The organism is Spongiactinospora rosea (assembly GCF_003315795.1).
In the GTDB taxonomy this organism is placed as follows: Bacteria; Actinomycetota; Actinomycetes; order Streptosporangiales; family Streptosporangiaceae; genus Spongiactinospora; species Spongiactinospora rosea.
The window spans coordinates 1-17,922 of sequence record NZ_QMEY01000043.1; the positions used below are offsets into that span (position 1 = coordinate 1).

The window sequence follows — 17,922 nt, forward strand, 5'->3', positions numbered from 1 at the left end:
GCTCCTTAGAAAGGAGGTGATCCAGCCGCACCTTCCGGTACGGCTACCTTGTTACGACTTCGTCCCAATCGCCAGCCCCACCTTCGACCGCTCCCCCCACACAAGGTGGTTGGGCCACGGGCTTCGGGTGTTGCCGACTTTCGTGACGTGACGGGCGGTGTGTACAAGGCCCGGGAACGTATTCACCGCAGCGTTGCTGATCTGCGATTACTAGCGACTCCGACTTCATGGGGTCGAGTTGCAGACCCCAATCCGAACTGAGACCGGCTTTTAGGGATTCGCTCCGCCTCACGGCTTGGCAGCCCTCTGTACCGACCATTGTAGCATGTTTGCAGCCCAAGACATAAGGGGCATGATGACTTGACGTCATCCCCACCTTCCTCCGAGTTGACCCCGGCAGTCTCCCATGAGTCCCCAAGCCACCCCAAAAAAGGGCGCTCACTGGCAACATGGAACAAGGGTTGCGCTCGTTGCGGGACTTAACCCAACATCTCACGACACGAGCTGACGACAGCCATGCACCACCTGTCACCCGGTCCAAAGGAAACCTGCATCTCTGCAGACGTCCGGGCGATGTCAAACCTTGGTAAGGTTCTTCGCGTTGCGTCGAATTAAGCAACATGCTCCGCCGCTTGTGCGGGCCCCCGTCAATTCCTTTGAGTTTTAGCCTTGCGGCCGTACTCCCCAGGCGGGGCGCTTAATGCGTTAGCTACGGCACGGAATCCGTGGAAGGACCCCACACCTAGCGCCCAACGTTTACAGCGTGGACTACCAGGGTATCTAATCCTGTTCGCTCCCCACGCTTTCGCTCCTCAGCGTCAGGTAAGGCCCAGCAAGCCGCCTTCGCCACCGGTGTTCCTCCTGATATCTGCGCATTTCACCGCTACACCAGGAATTCCGCTTGCCCCTGCCTACCTCTAGCCGGCCCGTATCCACCGCAGACCCATGGTTAAGCCATGGGCTTTCACGGCAGACGCGACCGGCCACCTACGAGCTCTTTACGCCCAATAATTCCGGACAACGCTCGCGCCCTACGTATTACCGCGGCTGCTGGCACGTAGTTAGCCGGCACTTCTTTAACAGGTACACGTCATCTTCGTCCCTGCCGAAAGAGGTTTACAACCCGAAGGCCGTCATCCCCCACGCGGCGTCGCTGCGTCAGGCTTCCGCCCATTGCGCAATATTCCCCACTGCTGCCTCCCGTAGGAGTCTGGGCCGTGTCTCAGTCCCAGTGTGGCCGGTCGCCCTCTCAGGCCGGCTACCCGTCGTCGCCTTGGTAGGCCACTACCCCACCAACAAGCTGATAGGCCGCGAGCCCATCCCCGACCGAAAAATCTTTCCACCCACACCCATGCAGATGCAGGTCATACCCGGTATTAGACCCGGTTTCCCAGGCTTATCCCGAAGTCAGGGGCAGGTTACTCACGTGTTACTCACCCGTTCGCCGCTCGAGTACCCCGAAGGGCCTTTCCGCTCGACTTGCATGTGTTAAGCACGCCGCCAGCGTTCGTCCTGAGCCAGGATCAAACTCTCCAAACAATGCTTGAAGAACCATCATCCTGTACGAGACACCCACCCGGCTAAAGGGCGATAAGCGGCGTCTCGTTCAAAGGAATCCACCACCCCCACCAAATAAGGCGAGAGTGACGGGGTCATACATGTAATTCGTACATGCACTGGCTTTTAGCACACTGTTGAGTTCTCAAGAAACGGGCGCGTACACCGCCGAACCAGATCAGACCAGCCGACCCAGCCCTTCGGGGCTTGAAGCCTATTCCTTATTTCGTTGCCCCGTCTCCAGGGCAACCCCTCTAACTTACCAGACCAATCGGGCGAGTCCAAACTAACCCGTCGATCTGCAGTGAGAGGATGCGATTTCGCCCGGTGCCGCCACCCTGGGTGGCGTCTCGCGCGTCTTCCGCATAAAGAACTTTAGCAGCCCCCGGGCGGTGCCATGGACAACACGCGTAACTGGTGGACCATTCCCGCCTGCCCGGTGGCCGCAAACCCCTCGGAGCACAACCCGCGCGCGGCCAGGCAGGCGCCCCGCTCGGCCGGTCTGCGTGCAAGCGCACACGCAACCGGACCGCAAGTCATCCGCAATCGGTCCCTAGTACCAAGTGAGCACGAGCTCTCCACCTGTGGAGGTACCACCATGACCCGCTCGGAGTTCGATGACATCCGCGCCCACCTCGCCGCGGAGGAGACCCGTGCCGGTGACCTCCTTCAGCTCGCCAGGACACTTCTGGACGACCTTGAGCAGGTCAGCATGCGCGAGGCCACCCTGCGGGCCTATTACCTGCGACTGCTGACCGCCGCACGGGCCTCGGTCGCCGCCGAACTGGCCGGTGACGATGAACCACTCACATTCGTACGGGACGAACTGGCCAAACGTGGGCAACTCCCAGCGGACGGGGAGTCAGTCGCCCGCATCCTCGCGGACGCGCACACGGCCGCCGCCCTCGTCACCGCACTGGAGAAGGCCCCGATGCGCACCCTCCGCCCCCAGAGCCGAGGCCCGCGCTGCGCCGGCGTCAGCCGGACAACCCCCAGGTAGCCCACCCCTGAACCGGATGCCCCGGGCCCAACGCCGAGATGGGTCGGCACGGGCCCAGGTGTCCGGCCAAGAACCCGGCCTCGGGCCGACTCCAAGTGAACGGGCCCAGGCCATCCCAGCCTCGGAACCGGCTTGTTCGGCCCAGGGCGCAGATGGGCCCACCTTGGCCGGCTCCAGGAGAGCGAGTCCAGGTACCCAGCTCCAGAACCGGCACCCCTGGCCCCCTCCAAGAAGACGGCTCCAGGAATGGGGCCCCGTATCCGGCTCCAGACCCGCATTCGGTCGTTTAGGTAATAGACGGACCGCCTCGGATCTCATGCAGGCACGCGCGGCCCAGGTACCACCGGCTCGGCAGGCAGCCTGGCCCACGGCTCGGACAGGCCCACCGGGCCGACTCCAGGAAAAGGGCGTGGGGTATCCGGCTTCAGAGTCGGCAGCCCAACATCAGGAACCGAGCACCTCAGACCAGAGCTCGATCAGGCCCGTCCCCGGTCGGCCCAGAAGACGAGTCCAGGCATCCAACCCAAGTACCGGCAGCCCGGCCCAAGGCTCAGGCGCGGTCCTCCGAAACCGGGGAACCGGTCGGCAGGACCCCGGAGGTCCAGTGCCCCCGCGAAGTGTGGGACGTTGATCGCAGGGGGCCGGTTGTCGGGATGGCGGGCGTTTTGACGGGGGTAAGGTCATCGCCGCGATAGTGCCTGACCTGGGCTTGAATCCCCGACTGGAACACTTGGACCATGGGGCGGATGTGGCTGGACTGGGCTGCCATCGGGTTCGTCGGGGTGTTCGGGGTGCTGTGGACCGGGGTGGTGGTGTTCGCCGCCCTGGACACGCCCGTGATGCTTCGCGTCGTCCAGGGCGGGTTCGGGGTCTTCCTTCTCGCTTGGGTGGGGCTCAGGGCACTGAGGCTGGCCCGCCAGACCCGGACGCGAGGCCCCGGTTAGCGCAGTACTTCGGTGATGCGCAGGCGGGCCCCGGTACGCAGGACCGCGCGGCCGTAGATGCGGGCGCCCGCCGCGAGGACGGCGGCCACCGCGGCGAGCATCGCGACGGCGGCGACGGCGAGTTCCCAGAGCTGGACCTCGGTGCCGGCCATGCGGACCGGCATGACCATGGAGGAGAAAGGCGGTACCAGGGACAGCACCCGGGCGAGCGGCCCGGTCGGGTCGGTGACGGCGTAGAAGGCGACCAGGTAGACCGCCATGAGGAGGGTGGTCAGCGGGGTGAGCACGCCGCTGACCTCCTCCTGACGGGACACCAGCGAACCGAAGCCCGCCGCCAGCACCGCGAAGAACGCGTACCCCAGCAGGAACCACACCACCGCCGCCGCCACGATGCCCGCCACGCCGTCCGGCAGGTCGGCGGTGAGCCCGGTCGCGATGCCCGTGGAGAGCCCGGCGACGATGATGACCCCCAGGTTGACCAGGCCGAGCACGCCCAGGCCGAGGATCTTGCCGGCCAGCAGTTGCCAGGGCCGGATCGAGGTGAGGATGAGTTCGACGATCCGGCTGCCCTTCTCCTCGACCACTCCCATGGCCACCGCGGTGACCGAGGACATGAGCAGGAAGAACAGCACGAAGACGATCAGCATGGCGAAGCCCGTGCGCACCGAGGAGTCGCCGCGCAGCGGGCTGACCGATCGTTCGGTGAGCGGCGCGACCCGCATGGCCTCGGTGACCTTGGCCGGGTCGAGTCCGGCGGCGCGGAGTTGTTCCTGGGTCTTCACGCCGGCGTGCCCGGCCTGGAGGATGACGCCGAGGCGGCTGTCGACCGTGCCGTCGGCGAGCAGCGCGCGGTCGTCGACCACGGCGGCGTCGATGTCGCCGGCCAGGAGCGCGGTGCGGGCGGCGGCCTCGTCGGGCAGCGGGGTGAAGGTCAGGTCGACCCCTTGGGCGGTGGCGGCCGCGGTGGCGGCGGCGCGCAGTGAGCCGGAGCCGACCAGGCCGACCTCATAGCTGTCGTTGCCCGCGAACAGCTTGGGCACGAAGGCCAGCGCGGCGACGAGCACGGCGCTGACCGCGAGGCTGATCAGGAAGCCCTTGGTGCGTGCGCGTACGGCGATCTCGCGCCGCGCGACCAGCAGGATGTCGTTCACGCCACGGCCTCCCTGAAGATCTCGGTGAGCGTCGGCTGCTCCCAGCCGAAGTGTTCGACCGTGCCCGCGCTCATCGCGGCGCGCAGGATCGCCTGGTCGTCGGCTTCGGCGGCGCGCAGTACGTGGACGCCGTTCTGGTGGGTGATCTCGGCGGGCAGGTCGTCGGCCCAGCCGGGGACGGCCCCGCGTACGACGACCTTGAGCTGCCTGCGCCCTTCCGCGGCGCGGACCTCGTCCACCGGCCCGGCGGCCACCATCCGCCCGGCGGAGATGATGCCGACCGAGTCGCACATCCGCTCCACGAGGTCGAGCTGGTGGCTGGAGAAGATCACCGGCACGCCCGCGGCGCGGCGTTCGGTGAGGACGCCGGCGAGTGCGTCTACGGCGATCGGGTCCAGGCCGGAGAACGGCTCGTCGAGGATCAGCAGCGTCGGCTCGTGGACGAGCGCGACGGCGAGTTGCACCCGCTGCTGGTTGCCGAGGGACAGCGCCTCGATGGGGTCGCCGGCCCGCTCGGTGAGGTCGAGGCGTTCGAGCAGGTCGTGGGTGGCGGTCCGGGCCGCGGCCGGGGACATGCCGTGCAGCCTGCCGAAGTACTCGATCTGCTCGGCGACCCGCATCTTCTGGTACAGGCCGCGCTCTTCGGGCATGTAGCCGAAGCCGCGCCGGTCCTCGAAGGTCATCGGGCGGCCCTGCCACAGGACCTCGCCCGAGTCGGCTTCGAGCACGCCCATGACGATCCGCATGGTGGTGGTCTTTCCCGCGCCGTTGGCGCCGACGAAGCCGAACATCTCGCCAGGGCGGACGGTGAGGCCGACGCCGCGCAGCGCCTCCTTCTCGCCGTATCGCTTGTGCAGCGCGCGGGTCTCCAGCGCGGAGCGGTCAGGCACGGGTGGCCCCTTCCGTGATCTGCCGGAGTACGTCGGTGTAGCGCGTGAAGGCGGCGCGGCCCTGCGGGGTGAGGGCGAGCCAGGTCTTGGCGCGCTTGCCGACGAACGCCTTGTCGACCTTGACGTAACCGGCGTTTTCGAGAGTGAGGATGTGCTTGGAGAGCAGGGAGTCGCTGACCTCGATGGTGTCGCGGAGGAAGCGGAAGTCGATCCGCTCCGCGCCGGCCAGTGCCGCCATGATCGACAGGCGGACGGGCGCGTGGATGAGCTCGTCCAGGTCGTGGCGCGGGTGCGCGGTGCCGCTCAACCTGCCACTTCCCTGTGGCGTAGCAGCCACCCGCCCCAGATGGGCGGCGCGCCGGCGACGACCGCGATGAGCACGGCCAGCGGGATCCGCAGCGGGCCCGGCTCGTCGGGCATCAGGAAGGCGGCGAACAGCGTCGCCGCCGCGCTGGTGAGCACGAAGCCCGCGGCGACCGGCCACTGCAACCGCCAGACCGCCCTGCTGAAGACGCGCTGGCGGAAGACGTAGATCACCGAGCAGGCGACGAACACCAGCCATCCCCAGCCCGCGATGTCGCGCAGCGTCTCACCGCCGAGCAGCATGGCCAGCCAGTAGACGACGGCCCCGATGCCCAGGACGAGCATCCAGCGGCTCGCCCATCGGCCGGAACGGCGCACGCTTCCGCCGATCTGGTCGATTTCGCGCAGCGCCTCCTCTGCGCTCAGCCTGTCGTTCACACGCACCTCCAAGCGGCATGTGCTCAACAGGTTAACAAGCACTCAACTCCCGTTCAAGTGCTCAACCCAGGCGGCTAGCCCATGTACGGCGGCGCGACGCCCCACCCCCAGCGCGGCACGGGCGCCTGGCGGATCGGGTCGGCGTCCGGCTGGGAGTTGGTGACGGCCAGGCGGGTGCCCCATTCGATGTAGCCGAGGAAGGCCGCGCGGAACTCGGGGTCGGCGGGCAGGCCGACCTCGTCGGCGGCGTCCTGAAGGAGGGCGACCCAGCGGCGGCGCTGCGGCTCGCTGATCGCCTTGCCGAGGTGGTGGGCGAGCATCGCGACGTATCCGCCGCGCTCGGTGGTGTAGCGGTCGGGTCCGCCGAACACCTCAGAGAGCCACATGGCGACGTAACGGGGGTGCTCGGGGTGCATGTGCGCGAACAGCGGCCCGATCAGGTCGTCCTTGAGGACCTTGTCATAGAACGTCTCCATCAGCCGCTCGAACGCCGCGGTGCCGCCCGCCCACTGGTAGATGGTCGGCACCGCGCCGCCGGCGCCCCGGACGCGGGTGGCGGCGTAGCTCGTGCGCTCGGCGGCCAGCTCGGGCGCGGGCGGCTCGCCGGGCTCGTCCCAGGCGATCCGCAGCAGGTAGCTCTGCCCGTCGCGGGCCAGGTCGTACTCGGCGCAGCCGGGGGCGGCGGAAAGGTGCTCCGCGACCCGCCGCTCGAACGCCTCCGTCCCGTCTTCGGGCACCAGGTACCGCACGTATTCGATCGTCATGACCACAACCCTAATCAGGTAATCATGTAATCGCATCACTGTCGGGGACGAAACGATACCCCATCCCGGGCTCGGTGATCAGGTGAACGGGACGCGCCGGATCGGGCTCCAGCTTGCGGCGGAGCTGGGCCATGTACTGCCGCAGGTAGTTCGTCTCCTTGACGTACACCTCGCCCCAGACCTCCGCGAGCAGCGCGCGCTGGCCGACCAGCTTCCCGGGGTTGCGGACCAGCACCTCCAGCAGATGCCACTCGGTGGGCGTGAGACGTACGCCGCCGGAGACGGTCTTGCTCGCCAGGTCCACCACATGGGAGCCGATCCGGACCCGCGCGGGCTCCTCCCCCTGCTGCGCGGTACGGCGGCTCACCGCGCGGATCCTGGCGAGCAGTTCGTCGATCGCGAACGGCTTGGTCACGTAGTCGTCGGCGCCCGCGTCCAGGGCCTCGACCTTGTCGTCGCTGCCCGCGCGGCCGGACAGCACCACGATCGGCACGCTGGTCCAGCCGCGCAGGCCGTGGATGACCTCCACGCCGTCCATGTCGGGCAGCCCGAGGTCCAGCACCACGAGGTCGGGGTGCCAGTCCGCGGCCTTCTGCAGGGCCGCGCCGCCGTCGGCGGCCACCGCGACGTCGTAGTGGCGGGCGGACAGGTTGATGCGCAGGGCGCGGAGCAACTGCGGCTCGTCGTCCACGACAAGGATCCGCGTCACGCGACCACGCCCCGGCTCGTCATGGTCTCAGGCTACGGCCGGCCGCTCACGAGGGCCCGTCCAGGTGGATCAGGGACTCGGCGAGCGACTTCCTGGCGAGGTCCGGCACCTCGACGTCCGGCGCAGGGTAGCCGACCGGGAAGAGGATGTACGGCCGCTCGTTGCCGGGCCTGCCGCAGATCTCGGTCAGGAACGCCATCGGGTTGGGGGTGTGGGTGAGCGTGCACAGGCCCATGCTGTGCAGCGCGGTGATGAACAGGCCGCAGGCGATGCCGACGCTCTCGTTGACGTAGTAGTGCTTGCGCTTGGAGCCGTCCGGTGCCACGCCGTACTTCTCCGCGAAGCAGACCACCAGCCACGGGGCGACCTCCAGGTACCCCTTGTCGGAGCCGGTCTCCAGCGGGGCCAGCGCCTCGCGCCACTCGGCGGGGAGCCGGCCGCCCTCGTAGTTCTGGCGCTCCTCGATCTCGGCGGCCTCCTTGATCCGCTTCTTCGTCTCCTGGTCGCCGACCAGGACGAACTTCCACGGCTGCTGGTGCGCGCCGGAGGGCGCGGTGTTGGCCGCCCGCACGGCGAGTTCGATGCACTCGCGCGGGACCGGTTCGGGGCTGAAGGCCCGCACGCTCCTGCGCCCGTCTACCAGCTCGAAGAACTCGCGCCCGCGGGCGAGCATCTCCGCCTCGGGGTACCGGTCAGGCGCGTAAGGGATGAACGGGAATGAATGGTCCATGAGTCCGTAGTCTTGACGGCCCCTCGCGACTCGGCAACGCCCGATCCGAACCTCTTCCCCCGGACTTCCCCGGACCTCAGGCGTTGGAGAGGATCGGACCGCCGTTGACGGTGACCATGTCGGGCCAGACGCGGGCCAGCGCGAGGGGCGAGCCCGGCGGGTTGCCGTCCAGCTCGTGGTAGGCCCGGTGCAGGTTGCCGACCAGGCGTTCGCTCTCCGTCCAGTCGGAGAACGGGCCGAGTTCGCGGGCCGCGGCGCGGGCCATGGTCAGCGGCGGCGCGCCGGTCTTGTGCCCGTACCTGGCCAGGCCGTCCACGAGCGCCGCGTATCCGACCAGGTCGTCGAGCACCCGGCGGACCTCCTCGCCGCGGCAGATCGGCCCGTGCCCGGGGACCAGCACCAGTGGGTCCAGCTCGCGCAGCATGGCCAGGGCGCGCGGATGGCCGGCCACGCTGCCCTCCACGAGGAACGGCTGGCCGCCGTTGACCACCACGTCCCCGGCGAACGCCACGCGCTCCTCCGGCAGCCAGGCGATGACGTCGCCGCGGGTGTGCGCGGGCCCGGCGTGCAGCAGGTCGATCCGGCGCTCGCCGGTGTGCAGGGCCATCCGGGTCTCGAAGGTCAGCTCCGGCGGGCGCAGCCGCAGCTCGCCGTACGCCGGACCGGAAAGCACCTCGGCCGCCACGAGCCCGGCGGCGAGGACGTCCTCGCGGCAGTGGACGTGGCCGATGACCGGGGTGGCGGCGGGCAGCAGCCGGTTGCCGTAGGTGTGGTCGCCGTGGTGGTGGGTGTTGACCAGGGCGCGCGGCGGCCCCTCGCCCGCGACCTCGGCGACGCGCGCCAGCAGGGCCCGGTTGCGCGCCTCGGTACTGGTCGTGTCCACGAGCACGTGCCCGCCGGCGCCGTCCAGCACCAGGCCGGTGTTGTTGAGCATCCAGCCTCCGTCGGGCTGCACGTAGGCGAACACGCCGTCGGCGACCTCGTGAAGCTCGGGTTCGGGCATCGTACGGCGCTGCGCCGGCTGCATTCTGCGGCCCCCAGAGGAACTCGGATGCTGCGACGATAGCCAAACGGCGGCCGGAAGGTCATGCCATTCCCGGGAATGCCCCTCGGAGGATCGACCTTCGCGCTTTCCCGCCGCTCAGCGGGGTCGTGATCAACCGGTAGTGACCGGCCCGGCGCGAAGAGACAGCGAATGCGCCCCCACCTACTCATGGGTAATGCCCGGTCAGCTCTTTACGCGTGCCGCGTTTGGCGGCGGCGCACTATGACATGAGCGGACGAAGCTTTCAAATCTCTTGCAACTACCGCAGGTCTAGATTTATCCGAACAAACCTGCAAAAAATCCCCGAATCAAGCCAGGTCGCCCGTTTACGTAATTGTCCGACTACGCCTGGTAATGTCGCTTTCGCAAGTCCAGGAAAAGGACAGGCGAAGGGGGAAATCCAAATGGTTGCTCAGGTCTTCCCGACCAACTGGGGCGGCGGCTGGGGCTGCGGCTGTCGCCGTCGTCGCTGCTGCGGTGGCTGGCGTCGCTGGGGCGGCTGGGGCGGGGGCTGCGGCTGCCGGCGGCGCCGTCGCTGCTGCGGTGGCGGCTGGCGGGGCTGGTGGTAACAAGGCCGGGGGAAGGCCGGCGGTTCGCCCGCCGGCCTTCCCCCTCCCCATCTGATGAGGCCGCCCTGGCGAACGAGGCGGCCTTTTCCACGCCCCGCGACGACGAGGGGCGGGCGCGCGGCGCGCCGGGGGAAGAGACGCCGCTGGCCCCGATGGTCTCCATCAGGCAGACGGTGCGGAGGTTCTGGCCCTACACCCGTGGCCTGCGCAAACTGATCGTGCTCGGGGTCGTGCTCGCGGCCGTGGCCGCGGGGTGCGAGGTCGCGGCCATCGCGCTGTTCGGCACGATCACCGACGAGGTGCTGACACGCGGTGACCTGAACGCGTTCTGGGGTCCGGCGACCGGCTGGCTGGCCCTCGCCGTGGCGGGCGCGGTGGTGTCGTTCTTCGGCACGTACGCGACCGTGCTCGGCGGGGAGCGCTTCCTGTACCGGCTGCGCGACCGCCTGTTCCGGCACATGCAGAGCCTGACGCCCGACTACTTCGACAACCGCAGGCTCGGCGACCAGATGGCCAGGCTCACCACCGACATCGAGGCCATCGAGGAACTGCTGGCCTCCGGGGTGGTCCGGCTGTTCACCACGGCGGTGAGCGTGGTGTTCTTCGCCGGGGCGGCCCTGGTCCTGCGGTGGGACCTGGCGCTGGTGACGCTGGCGCTGGTACCGGCGTTCCTCGGGGTGTCCAAGCTGTTCGCGGGCCGGTTCCGCGTCGCCGCGGCCCGCGAGCGGCGGGCCAACGGCGAGATGAACAGCGTCATCGAGGAGAGCCTGGCCAACCAGTCACTGGTCCAGGCGTACAACCGGCAGGAGAGCGAGGCGGCCCGGCTGAACCGGCAGGGCCGCAGGTGGATGCTGGCCAACCTGGCGCAGGCCAGGCTGTCGGCGCTGTACGGGCCGCTGGTGCAGGTCATCGAGACGCTGTGCGTGCTGGTCGTGATCGGCGTGGGGGCCTGGGAGATCGCGGCCGGGCGGCTCACCATCGGCGGGCTGCTGGCGTTCGCCGCCTACCTGGCGTACCTGTACCCGGCGGTGCAGAGCCTGGGCGAACTGGCGCTCACGGTCTCGGAGGCCGCCGCCGGGTCGGACCGGGTGATGGAGGTACTGCGGACCAGTCCGGACGTGGACGATCCGGGCGCGCCCGTCGAGGCGGAGCCGCACACCGAACCGATCACCGCGGTACCGCCCGCACCGGCCACGTCGCCGGTCAAGGGGCGTGGGGAGATCACGTTCGAGAACGTCGGGTTCACCTATCCCAACCGGAAGCGGGCCACGCTGAGCGGTCTGTCGTTCGCGGCGGGCCCCGGTGACATCATCCTGTGCACCGGGCCGAGCGGGGCGGGCAAGTCCACCGTCGCCAAGCTGCTGCTGCGCTTCTACGACGCCACCACCGGGCGCATCACGCTGGACGGCAGGGACATTCGCGAACTGCCGAGCCGGGAGGTGCGCGACAACATCACCATCCTGCAGCAGGAGAACCTGCTGTTCTCCGGCACGGTCAGGGACAACATCGCGTTCGGCCGGCCGGGGTGCGAGCTGGACGAGATCGTCCAGGCGGCCATCCTGGCGGACGTGCACGACTTCATCGGCACCCTGCCGCAGAAGTACGACACGCCGATCGGCGAGCGCGGCCGGCTGCTGTCCGGGGGGCAGCGCCAGCGGATCGCCATCGCCAGGGCGATCCTGCGGGACGCGCCGGTGCTCATCCTGGACGAGCCGATGACCGGGCTGGACGCGGCCACCGCGGCGCGGATCATGGAGCCGCTCGGCCGGCTCATGGCCGGCCGGACGACGATCTTCATCACCCATGACCCGCGCCTCGTTCCGGGGGCGGCGCGTGAGGTGGTGCTGCCGCCCGGCGTGGACGAGGAGGCGGTGGTACCGGTGCCCAAGTGATCAGCGCGGGCCGTTCCCGTTCTTGTCGCCGTTCCCGTTCTTGTTGCCGTTGCCGTTGCCGTTCTTCCAGCCGTCAGGGCCGTCCCGCCACTTGCGCGGGCGGTCCGGGTCGCCGGGCCTCTTGCAGACGAACCACACGCTGCCGCACTTCATCTTGGACAGGATGTGCCTGCGGACGAGGACCGTGGTGCGCAGCCGGGAGATCAGCCGGACCCGGCGCACCAGGGTGTGATCGTCGACCTCGACCTTCACACAGCGCAGCCAGATGTCCCTGACGCCCAGCCTGGCGTCCCACGGCACGCCTTCGGTGTCGTGCCCGTATCCGTCGTCGTCCAGGCCGATGCCCAGCTCGCGGCTCCCCCGCCGCGAGCCCACGGCGTTGATGGCGTCGGAGGCGACCGTGGCATGGGTGGACGGGCTGGGGCAGCGGACCTCGACCCGCAGGTCGGAGTCGCGGCGCGGCGCCCAGGGCCGCACCCGCAGCGCGGTGACCCGGCTGTTCCTGACGGGGTCGATCCGGCCGTCGTCGTCAGGGTCCGCCCCCTGGCCCGAGTTGTCGTCGTCGTCGTTGTCGGGCATCGGGTACGACCGATCCACGGCGGTACGCCAGCCGTCGTCCGCCGAGGCGGCGTCGAAGGCGAGCGCGCCGGGCATGATGACGGGGCCGGCGAGGGCGGCCGCCAGAATTCCTGCTCCTGCGGTCAAGCGCATTCTTTTCTCCTCCTGCCGGGCGGCAGCCCGGATGTTGGCAAACTGCCGTCGCGATGACGGCGCGGAGGGTTTCGTGCGCTGCTGTGACCCATGTCCGACCAGTACTTGATCAGACCAGCGGTCCCAGTATGCCGATGTGATCGTGCGGACCCGGGGGAACGCCACGCCGTTTCCCCGGATACCGCCAGGCGGTTTCAGGAGGTCAGGGCCTTAGGAGAGCAGGGCCTTCAGGAGAGCAGGGCGGCCTCTCTGTCCAGGTCGGCCTCGGGGCGGGGGCGTACGCGACGCCGTACGGCCAGGCCGAACGCGACCACCAGGAGCCCGAACGCGGCCGAGAGCACGAACGGCCCCGCGGGCCGCCAGGCGTCGTAGAGCACGCCGCCCAGCGCCGAGACGATCATGATGCCCACCGCCCCGCACAGCGTGTGCACACCGAACGCCGAGCCGCGCACGTCGGCGGGGGCCTGCTGGGCGAGCAGCGGGCCCGCGGTGGTGATCCCGGCGATCTCGCCGATGCCGATGAGCACCGCGACGACCATCATCCCGGCGCCGAGCGGGTCGTCGATGAGCAGCGTGGACAGGTACGCGAGGGCGGCGACGGTCTGGGCGAGGATGACCAGGTTCTCCCGGCGCATCCTGTCGCCCAGCCAGCCGAACAGCGGCGCGCCCAGCAGCGCCACCGTCTGTGAGACGCCGACCACCGCGCCCGCCCTGGCCAGGGCCTCCGCGCTGGACATGCCCTCCTGGCGGGTGGCGTGGTCGACGATCCACAGCGTCATGAAGCCCACGACCACGGCGAGGTCGGCCCTGGCGACGAAGGAGGCCGCGTACGACAGTGCGACACCGGGGTCCCTGGCGAGCGCGACGCCCTCGCGGACCAGGCGCGGCAGCGGGGTGTGCCCGGCGGTACGGCTGACGGCGGTCCTGGAGAGGGTCCGCCACAGCAGCGCGGCGACGGCCAGGACGCCCGCCGCGATCATCAGGAAGGCCAGCCGGGCGGCGGTGACCGGGTCGTGCCCCGCGGATTCCAGGGTCTGCGGGAGCCGTACCATGACCAGCACCGCGACCACCGCGCCGAGCCCGCCGAAGAACCCGGTCAAGCCGTAGGACTTGCCGCGCGACCGGCTGCGGACGTAGTCGATCGCGATCGTGGAGAGCATCGCGTTGAGCGCGGCGACGCCGAGGCCGAAGACCACCCGCAGGGCGATCAGCACGGCGGTGTTCCCGGCGAACGGGAACAGGGCGGTGCCGATCGCGGTCAGGGCGAATCCTGCGACCACGATCGGGCGGCGGCCGAACCGGTCGGCGAGCGCGCCGTACCAGGCCAGGCTGGCGATCATCGCCAGCTCGGCGGCGAAACCGAGCGCGCCGACCACCCTGCCCTGCGCCGATTCGGGAACGCCGAGAACGGCGCCGAGGATGTGCGGCTGGGTGGACGGCAGGAATGAGATGACCGCGGTGGAGGCCGTGGCCATGGATAACAGGGCCCACATGTTGCCCCGGGAAATGCCGTCCGCGAGCCGGGCGCCCAGCACGCGCGGGGGAACAGTCATGGATGGATCATGACATTTGGCGCAGTGCCCAGGCTAGTCCTCAATTCCCCCATATAGGTGGTTTTAGCGTTTCAAGGTAAGATCCCGGGGATCTGGGTGGCTAGGGAGGCAGAGCGTGGATCCAAGGTTACTCGGGGTAGGATTCAACCCGAATATTCCGAATTCGGCACGAATGTATGACTACTTTCTGGGCGGCAAGAACAACCTGCCGGCGGACCGGGCCGCCGCCGAGATGGTGCTGAAATACGTGCCGGAAATCCCCATCGGCATCAGGGAGAACCGGGAGTTCCTCTGCCGGGCCGTGCGTTTCCTCGCGGAGCAGGGCGTTCACCAGTTCCTGGACATCGGCGCGGGCCTGCCGACCCAGCGCAACGTGCACCAGGTCGCCGCCGAGACCGCGCCGGACGCCCGTACGGTCTACGTGGACAACGACCCGCAGGTGCTCGTACACGCCAGGGCCCTGCTCCAGGACAGCCCCAACGTGATCGTCGCCGCGGGCGACGTACGCCGCCCGCAGGAGATCCTGCGCGACCCGGCCGTACGCGAGCACCTGGACTTCGACCGCCCGATCGCGGTACTGCTGCTCGCCATCCTGCACTTCATCCCGGACGACGACCATCCGGCGGGCATCGTCCGCACACTGCGCGAGGCCGTGGTCCCGGGCAGCTTCCTGGCGCTGTCGCACGTCGTGGTGGACGAGCGCCCGGAGGCCGTCGCGCCGGTCGAACGGATCTACCAGAACGCCTCCACCCCCTTCGTCGGACGGCTGTCCAGCGAGGTCGAACCGTTCTTCGCGGGCCTGGACCTCGTCGAGCCCGGCCTGGTCAACCTGCACGAGTGGCGGTCGGACGCCCAGGTCGTCGACCCGTTGCTTGAGAAGTCCAAGCCCTACTTCCTGTGCGGCGTGGGAGAGGTCCGCTGACCGCTACTCGGTGGCCGTGTAGAAGCCGGTGGTGCGCTCGGCCGCGGCACTGGCGGCCTCGGGGTCGGTACCGGCGGCGACACTCGCCTCCCGCCAGCGTTCGCTGCTCAGCTCGGCGAACCGCCGGTACTCCGCCGTCTTCGTCCACTCGGTGCTCATCTCCGGCGGCACGGACGCCCCGGAGGAGATGTGCATGGCCAGGCCCAGCAGTCCGAGATCCCAGCCGACCCCGGTCGCCCCCGGCCCGTACTGCGCCCACAGGTCATCGCTCACATGCGCGATGTGGTCCAGCTCCAGCCGCGCCCCACCCTCGGGCGCGGGCGACATCCGCACCTCGATCCAGCTCACCTGCCCACCGAACTCCCACGTCGCGGCGAACCCCTTCGGCGGGTCACACCGCTCGATCACCCCGCCCGCGTTCCCTTCGAGCTGGTACCGCCCGTGCAGCCGCAGTTCCCCGCTGACCGGCATGAACCAGCGCGGAATCCGCTCGGCGTTAGTACAGGCGTCCCAAAGGTCCTCGACGGTGGTGTCGTACGTCTGGCTGATGCTCTGAACCCGCGCCTCCCCGGCTTCCAGCACCCGCGTGCCGAGGCTGCGCCGTACGGCGTTGATCTGGTGTGTCACATCGATCATGTGTGCGAGAATATCAGATTCCGCTTATATAAGTAAAGCTTTACCTATTGATCGGCCCTGGTCCGTCCGTCCTCGGCGGCTCTCCCCAGTATCCGGACGGGCCGCCCCCATAGGGGGGCGGCGGTGGCGGCGGGGGTGGTGGCGGTGGTGGTAGCGGCGGGGGTGCGGGGACCGTCGGGCGCGAGCGGACGAGGATGAGGGTGAGGGCGGCGGCGAGGGCGAGGAGGACTCCGGCGCCCGCGAGCACGCTGTGGCCGATGATCTTGTTGCGGTCCTGGACCACCGCCTGGATGGGGGTCTTGGGCGGACCGCCCCCGGCGCGGGCCTCCTCGGGCAGGGCCTTGTTCCCGGTCTCGGCCGTGTCGGCCGTGCCGGTGAGCCTGGCCGCCGCCTTCAGCGCCGCCGCCGGGTTGACGACGCCGTGGCCGAAGTCGACGTCGTAGCCGCCGCGCGGCCTGCTGCGGGTGGAGGAGGTGATCGCGCGGGCGACCAGGTCGGGCGGCAGCTTCGGGTGCTCCTGCCGGATCAGGGCCGCGGTGCCCGCCACCCAGGCGGCGGCGACGTCGCCGCCCTGCACCCACCAGCTCGAATTGCCGCCGTCGCCCGTGGTGTCCACCTTGGTGCCGGGGGCGGACACGGCGATCGTGGAGTTGCGGGCGGAGTAAGTGGGGTCGCGCCGTCCATTGCCGTTCAGGGCGCCGACGCCGAGCACGCCGGGGACCCCCGGCGGGTAGCCGATCTCGGAGGCGGGGACCTTCTTCAGCGCGTCGTCCACCAGGCGCGGGGAGGCCGACACGATGACGGCGTTCTTGCCGGTGGCGTGCTCGATGGCCGAGTGCAGGTCTTCGTTGTCGCCCACGTTCCCGCGGGCGTCGGTGACGAGGATGATGTCGGCCCCGCGGTCGGCGGCGGTGCGGATGCCGTCGGCGACGTTGTCGAGGTCGTCGCTCTTGATGAACCGGCGGTAGGCGCGGTCGCCGGTGGGCATCACCCTGATCGACAGGATGTCGGCGGCCGGTGCGACGCCGCGCACCGACGTGCCCCGTGGGTTGCCCTTCCCGGCGATCAGGCCGGCCAGCAGCGTGCCGAACCGCTGCTCGCTCTCCTTGGGCTTGTAGAGGTCGGGGGCGGCCTTGACCCGGCCGCGCAGCTCGGGCAGGCGCGTGTCGATCCCGTCGCCCAGGATGGCGATCGTGACGCCGTCGCCGTCGGCGGACTTGTGCGCCGCGCGCAGGTCGGCGGCGAGGCGGGGCAGTACGTCGTCCGCGGCGGCCGGGCCGGGCACGGCGAGGAGGGGGATCGCCGCGACCGCCGCCACCAGCGTGATCCGCGTCGAGGTGGTCAGCACTGGACCACCCCCGCGACCTTGCAGGGGTCGCGTTCCTCGCCCAGCGCCGCGCCGACCCGCGTGATCAGCGTGTCGTCCATGGCGAAGATCTTCGGGCGGTCGGCCTTGATCCGCTTACGTCCGTCGGCGTACCCGCTCGCCGCGAGGAGCACGTAGTTGGCGTAGCCTCCGACGGAGTCGTCCTGGCGCGCCGCGTCGCGGTACCAGGCCGCGCGGGTGCCGGGGAAGGCCGCCGCGCGCAGCATGCCGTCCGACGCGCGGATGGTCTGGACGGCCTTGTCGGCCGCCTCCTCGGTGGGCAGTACGGCGATGCCGACGGTGGTCACGAGCGTGCGCGAGTGGTCGATGTAGGTCGCCCGGAGCACGGCCGCGCAGCCGCTGTTGACGAACACCAGCGCGACGGAGGCGTCGGCCGCCTCATCGCAGCGCGCCTGCGGGGCGATGCCCACGCGCCGCGCCCGGTAGTGCTCGCCGTACTCGATCTCGGCCGGGAAGAGCTGCCCGGCCGTCCTGGTCCGCCAGCGCAGCGCGACCTCCTTCACGGCGGCGGCCTCCTTCTCCGCCTGGGTGGGCGGGCGCTGGAGCTCCCGGCGCACCTCCAGTCCGCCGTACACCCCGGCCGCCACCCCTGTGACGGCCATCGCGGTCACCGCGATCCACAGCTTCCATGGCCTCCCCCTGCGCCGGGGAGGCGAGCCTAAGTATTCGACTACGGTATCCTCCATGAACGCAAAATCTACCCCATTGACCGCCTTTCTCT

General features: G+C 69.6%; 17 protein-coding genes and 1 rRNA gene. 4 read left to right on the forward strand and 14 right to left on the reverse strand.

Features of this window, described 5'->3' with window-relative positions; genetic code table 11:
* Positions 1-9 precede the first annotated feature (9 nt).
* Positions 10-1,539 (reverse strand): 16S ribosomal RNA (locus DP939_RS43405).
* Between the two features lie 616 nt (positions 1,540-2,155).
* Here DP939_RS43405 and DP939_RS43410 point away from each other — a divergent pair.
* Both DP939_RS43410 and DP939_RS43415 read left to right on the forward strand, forming a co-directional pair.
* Entirely contained in the window at positions 2,156-2,557 is a 402-nt protein-coding gene (locus DP939_RS43410) for a hypothetical protein (RefSeq protein WP_113986695.1), read from the forward strand.
* 746 nt (positions 2,558-3,303) lie between these two features.
* Positions 3,304-3,501 (forward strand): hypothetical protein, encoded by a 198-nt coding sequence (locus tag DP939_RS43415; protein ID WP_113986721.1) that lies wholly within the window; start codon positions 3,304-3,306, stop codon positions 3,499-3,501.
* Here DP939_RS43415 and DP939_RS43420 read toward each other — a convergent pair.
* The 8 genes from DP939_RS43420 to DP939_RS43455 all read right to left on the reverse strand — a co-directional run bounded on the left by DP939_RS43420 (position 3,498) and on the right by DP939_RS43455 (position 9,489).
* The gene (locus DP939_RS43420; RefSeq protein ID WP_113986696.1) at positions 3,498-4,652 is read right to left on the reverse strand and encodes an ABC transporter permease; all 1,155 of its coding nucleotides are present in this window, start codon (positions 4,650-4,652) and stop codon (positions 3,498-3,500) included. The genes DP939_RS43415 and DP939_RS43420 overlap by 4 nt on opposite strands.
* Positions 4,649-5,542, reverse strand: a complete 894-nt coding sequence (locus tag DP939_RS43425; RefSeq protein ID WP_225878912.1) for an ABC transporter ATP-binding protein — start codon at positions 5,540-5,542, stop codon at positions 4,649-4,651. The genes DP939_RS43420 and DP939_RS43425 overlap by 4 nt, the downstream gene beginning before the upstream one ends.
* A complete protein-coding gene (locus DP939_RS43430) occupies positions 5,535-5,849 on the reverse strand; it encodes a winged helix-turn-helix domain-containing protein (protein WP_263972393.1) in 315 nt (104 codons plus the stop codon). Before DP939_RS43430 ends, DP939_RS43425 begins: the two co-directional genes overlap by 8 nt.
* Positions 5,846-6,283, reverse strand: a complete 438-nt coding sequence (locus DP939_RS43435) for a threonine/serine exporter family protein (protein WP_158578994.1) — start codon at positions 6,281-6,283, stop codon at positions 5,846-5,848. The genes DP939_RS43430 and DP939_RS43435 overlap by 4 nt, the downstream gene beginning before the upstream one ends.
* A 74-nt stretch (positions 6,284-6,357) precedes the next feature.
* The gene (locus tag DP939_RS43440; protein ID WP_113986724.1) at positions 6,358-7,047 is read right to left on the reverse strand and encodes a group II truncated hemoglobin; all 690 of its coding nucleotides are present in this window, start codon (positions 7,045-7,047) and stop codon (positions 6,358-6,360) included.
* Positions 7,048-7,069: 22 nt separating this feature from the next.
* Entirely contained in the window at positions 7,070-7,756 is a 687-nt protein-coding gene (locus DP939_RS43445; protein WP_113986698.1) for a response regulator, read from the reverse strand.
* Positions 7,757-7,802: 46 nt separating this feature from the next.
* Complete coding sequence (locus tag DP939_RS43450) at positions 7,803-8,486, reverse strand: nitroreductase family protein (RefSeq protein ID WP_113986699.1); 684 nt, start codon at positions 8,484-8,486, stop codon at positions 7,803-7,805.
* Between the two features lie 76 nt (positions 8,487-8,562).
* Positions 8,563-9,489, reverse strand: coding sequence for an MBL fold metallo-hydrolase (locus DP939_RS43455; protein WP_199565810.1), 927 nt, complete (start codon positions 9,487-9,489; stop codon positions 8,563-8,565).
* A gap of 604 nt (positions 9,490-10,093) precedes the next feature.
* On the opposite strand from DP939_RS43455, the gene DP939_RS43460 reads away from it, so the two are divergent.
* On the forward strand, positions 10,094-11,992 hold the full coding sequence (locus tag DP939_RS43460; RefSeq protein WP_225878913.1) for an ABC transporter ATP-binding protein: 1,899 nt from the start codon (positions 10,094-10,096) through the stop codon (positions 11,990-11,992).
* Here the strand turns inward: DP939_RS43460 and DP939_RS43465 are convergent, their stop codons facing one another.
* Entirely contained in the window at positions 11,993-12,703 is a 711-nt protein-coding gene (locus DP939_RS43465; RefSeq protein WP_113986702.1) for a hypothetical protein, read from the reverse strand.
* Between the two features lie 227 nt (positions 12,704-12,930).
* Complete coding sequence (locus DP939_RS43470; RefSeq protein ID WP_113986703.1) at positions 12,931-14,256, reverse strand: MFS transporter; 1,326 nt, start codon at positions 14,254-14,256, stop codon at positions 12,931-12,933.
* 115 nt (positions 14,257-14,371) lie between these two features.
* On the opposite strand from DP939_RS43470, the gene DP939_RS43475 reads away from it, so the two are divergent.
* Positions 14,372-15,178 carry an SAM-dependent methyltransferase gene (locus DP939_RS43475; protein WP_225878914.1) on the forward strand — a complete coding sequence of 269 codons (807 nt, stop codon included), beginning with the start codon at positions 14,372-14,374 and terminating at the stop codon, positions 15,176-15,178.
* 3 nt (positions 15,179-15,181) lie between these two features.
* Here DP939_RS43475 and DP939_RS43480 read toward each other — a convergent pair whose 3' ends face one another.
* From DP939_RS43480 to DP939_RS43490, 3 genes are read right to left on the reverse strand one after another with little or no spacing between them, the layout of a single operon-like run.
* The gene (locus DP939_RS43480) at positions 15,182-15,814 is read right to left on the reverse strand and encodes an SRPBCC family protein (RefSeq protein WP_113986705.1); all 633 of its coding nucleotides are present in this window, start codon (positions 15,812-15,814) and stop codon (positions 15,182-15,184) included.
* A 40-nt stretch (positions 15,815-15,854) separates the two neighbouring features.
* Positions 15,855-17,162, reverse strand: a complete 1,308-nt coding sequence (locus DP939_RS43485) for a S8 family serine peptidase (RefSeq protein WP_113986706.1) — start codon at positions 17,160-17,162, stop codon at positions 15,855-15,857.
* Complete coding sequence (locus tag DP939_RS43490; protein WP_147268390.1) at positions 17,156-17,887, reverse strand: hypothetical protein; 732 nt, start codon at positions 17,885-17,887, stop codon at positions 17,156-17,158. Before DP939_RS43490 ends, DP939_RS43485 begins: the two co-directional genes overlap by 7 nt.
* Between the last annotated feature and the right edge of the window lie 35 nt (positions 17,888-17,922).

Coding starts and splice junctions, on each gene's coding strand:
- DP939_RS43410 (WP_113986695.1), top strand. CDS start 2,156: ATGACCCGCTCGGAGTTCGATGACATCCGCGCCCACCTCGCCGCGGAG.
- DP939_RS43415 (WP_113986721.1), top strand. CDS start 3,304: ATGTGGCTGGACTGGGCTGCCATCGGGTTCGTCGGGGTGTTCGGGGTG.
- DP939_RS43440 (WP_113986724.1), bottom strand. CDS start 7,047: ATGACGATCGAATACGTGCGGTACCTGGTGCCCGAAGACGGGACGGAG.
- DP939_RS43450 (WP_113986699.1), bottom strand. CDS start 8,486: ATGGACCATTCATTCCCGTTCATCCCTTACGCGCCTGACCGGTACCCC.
- DP939_RS43455 (WP_199565810.1), bottom strand. CDS start 9,489: ATGCCCGAACCCGAGCTTCACGAGGTCGCCGACGGCGTGTTCGCCTAC.
- DP939_RS43465 (WP_113986702.1), bottom strand. CDS start 12,703: ATGCGCTTGACCGCAGGAGCAGGAATTCTGGCGGCCGCCCTCGCCGGC.
- DP939_RS43470 (WP_113986703.1), bottom strand. CDS start 14,256: ATGACTGTTCCCCCGCGCGTGCTGGGCGCCCGGCTCGCGGACGGCATT.
- DP939_RS43480 (WP_113986705.1), bottom strand. CDS start 15,814: ATGATCGATGTGACACACCAGATCAACGCCGTACGGCGCAGCCTCGGC.
- DP939_RS43490 (WP_147268390.1), bottom strand. CDS start 17,887: ATGGAGGATACCGTAGTCGAATACTTAGGCTCGCCTCCCCGGCGCAGG.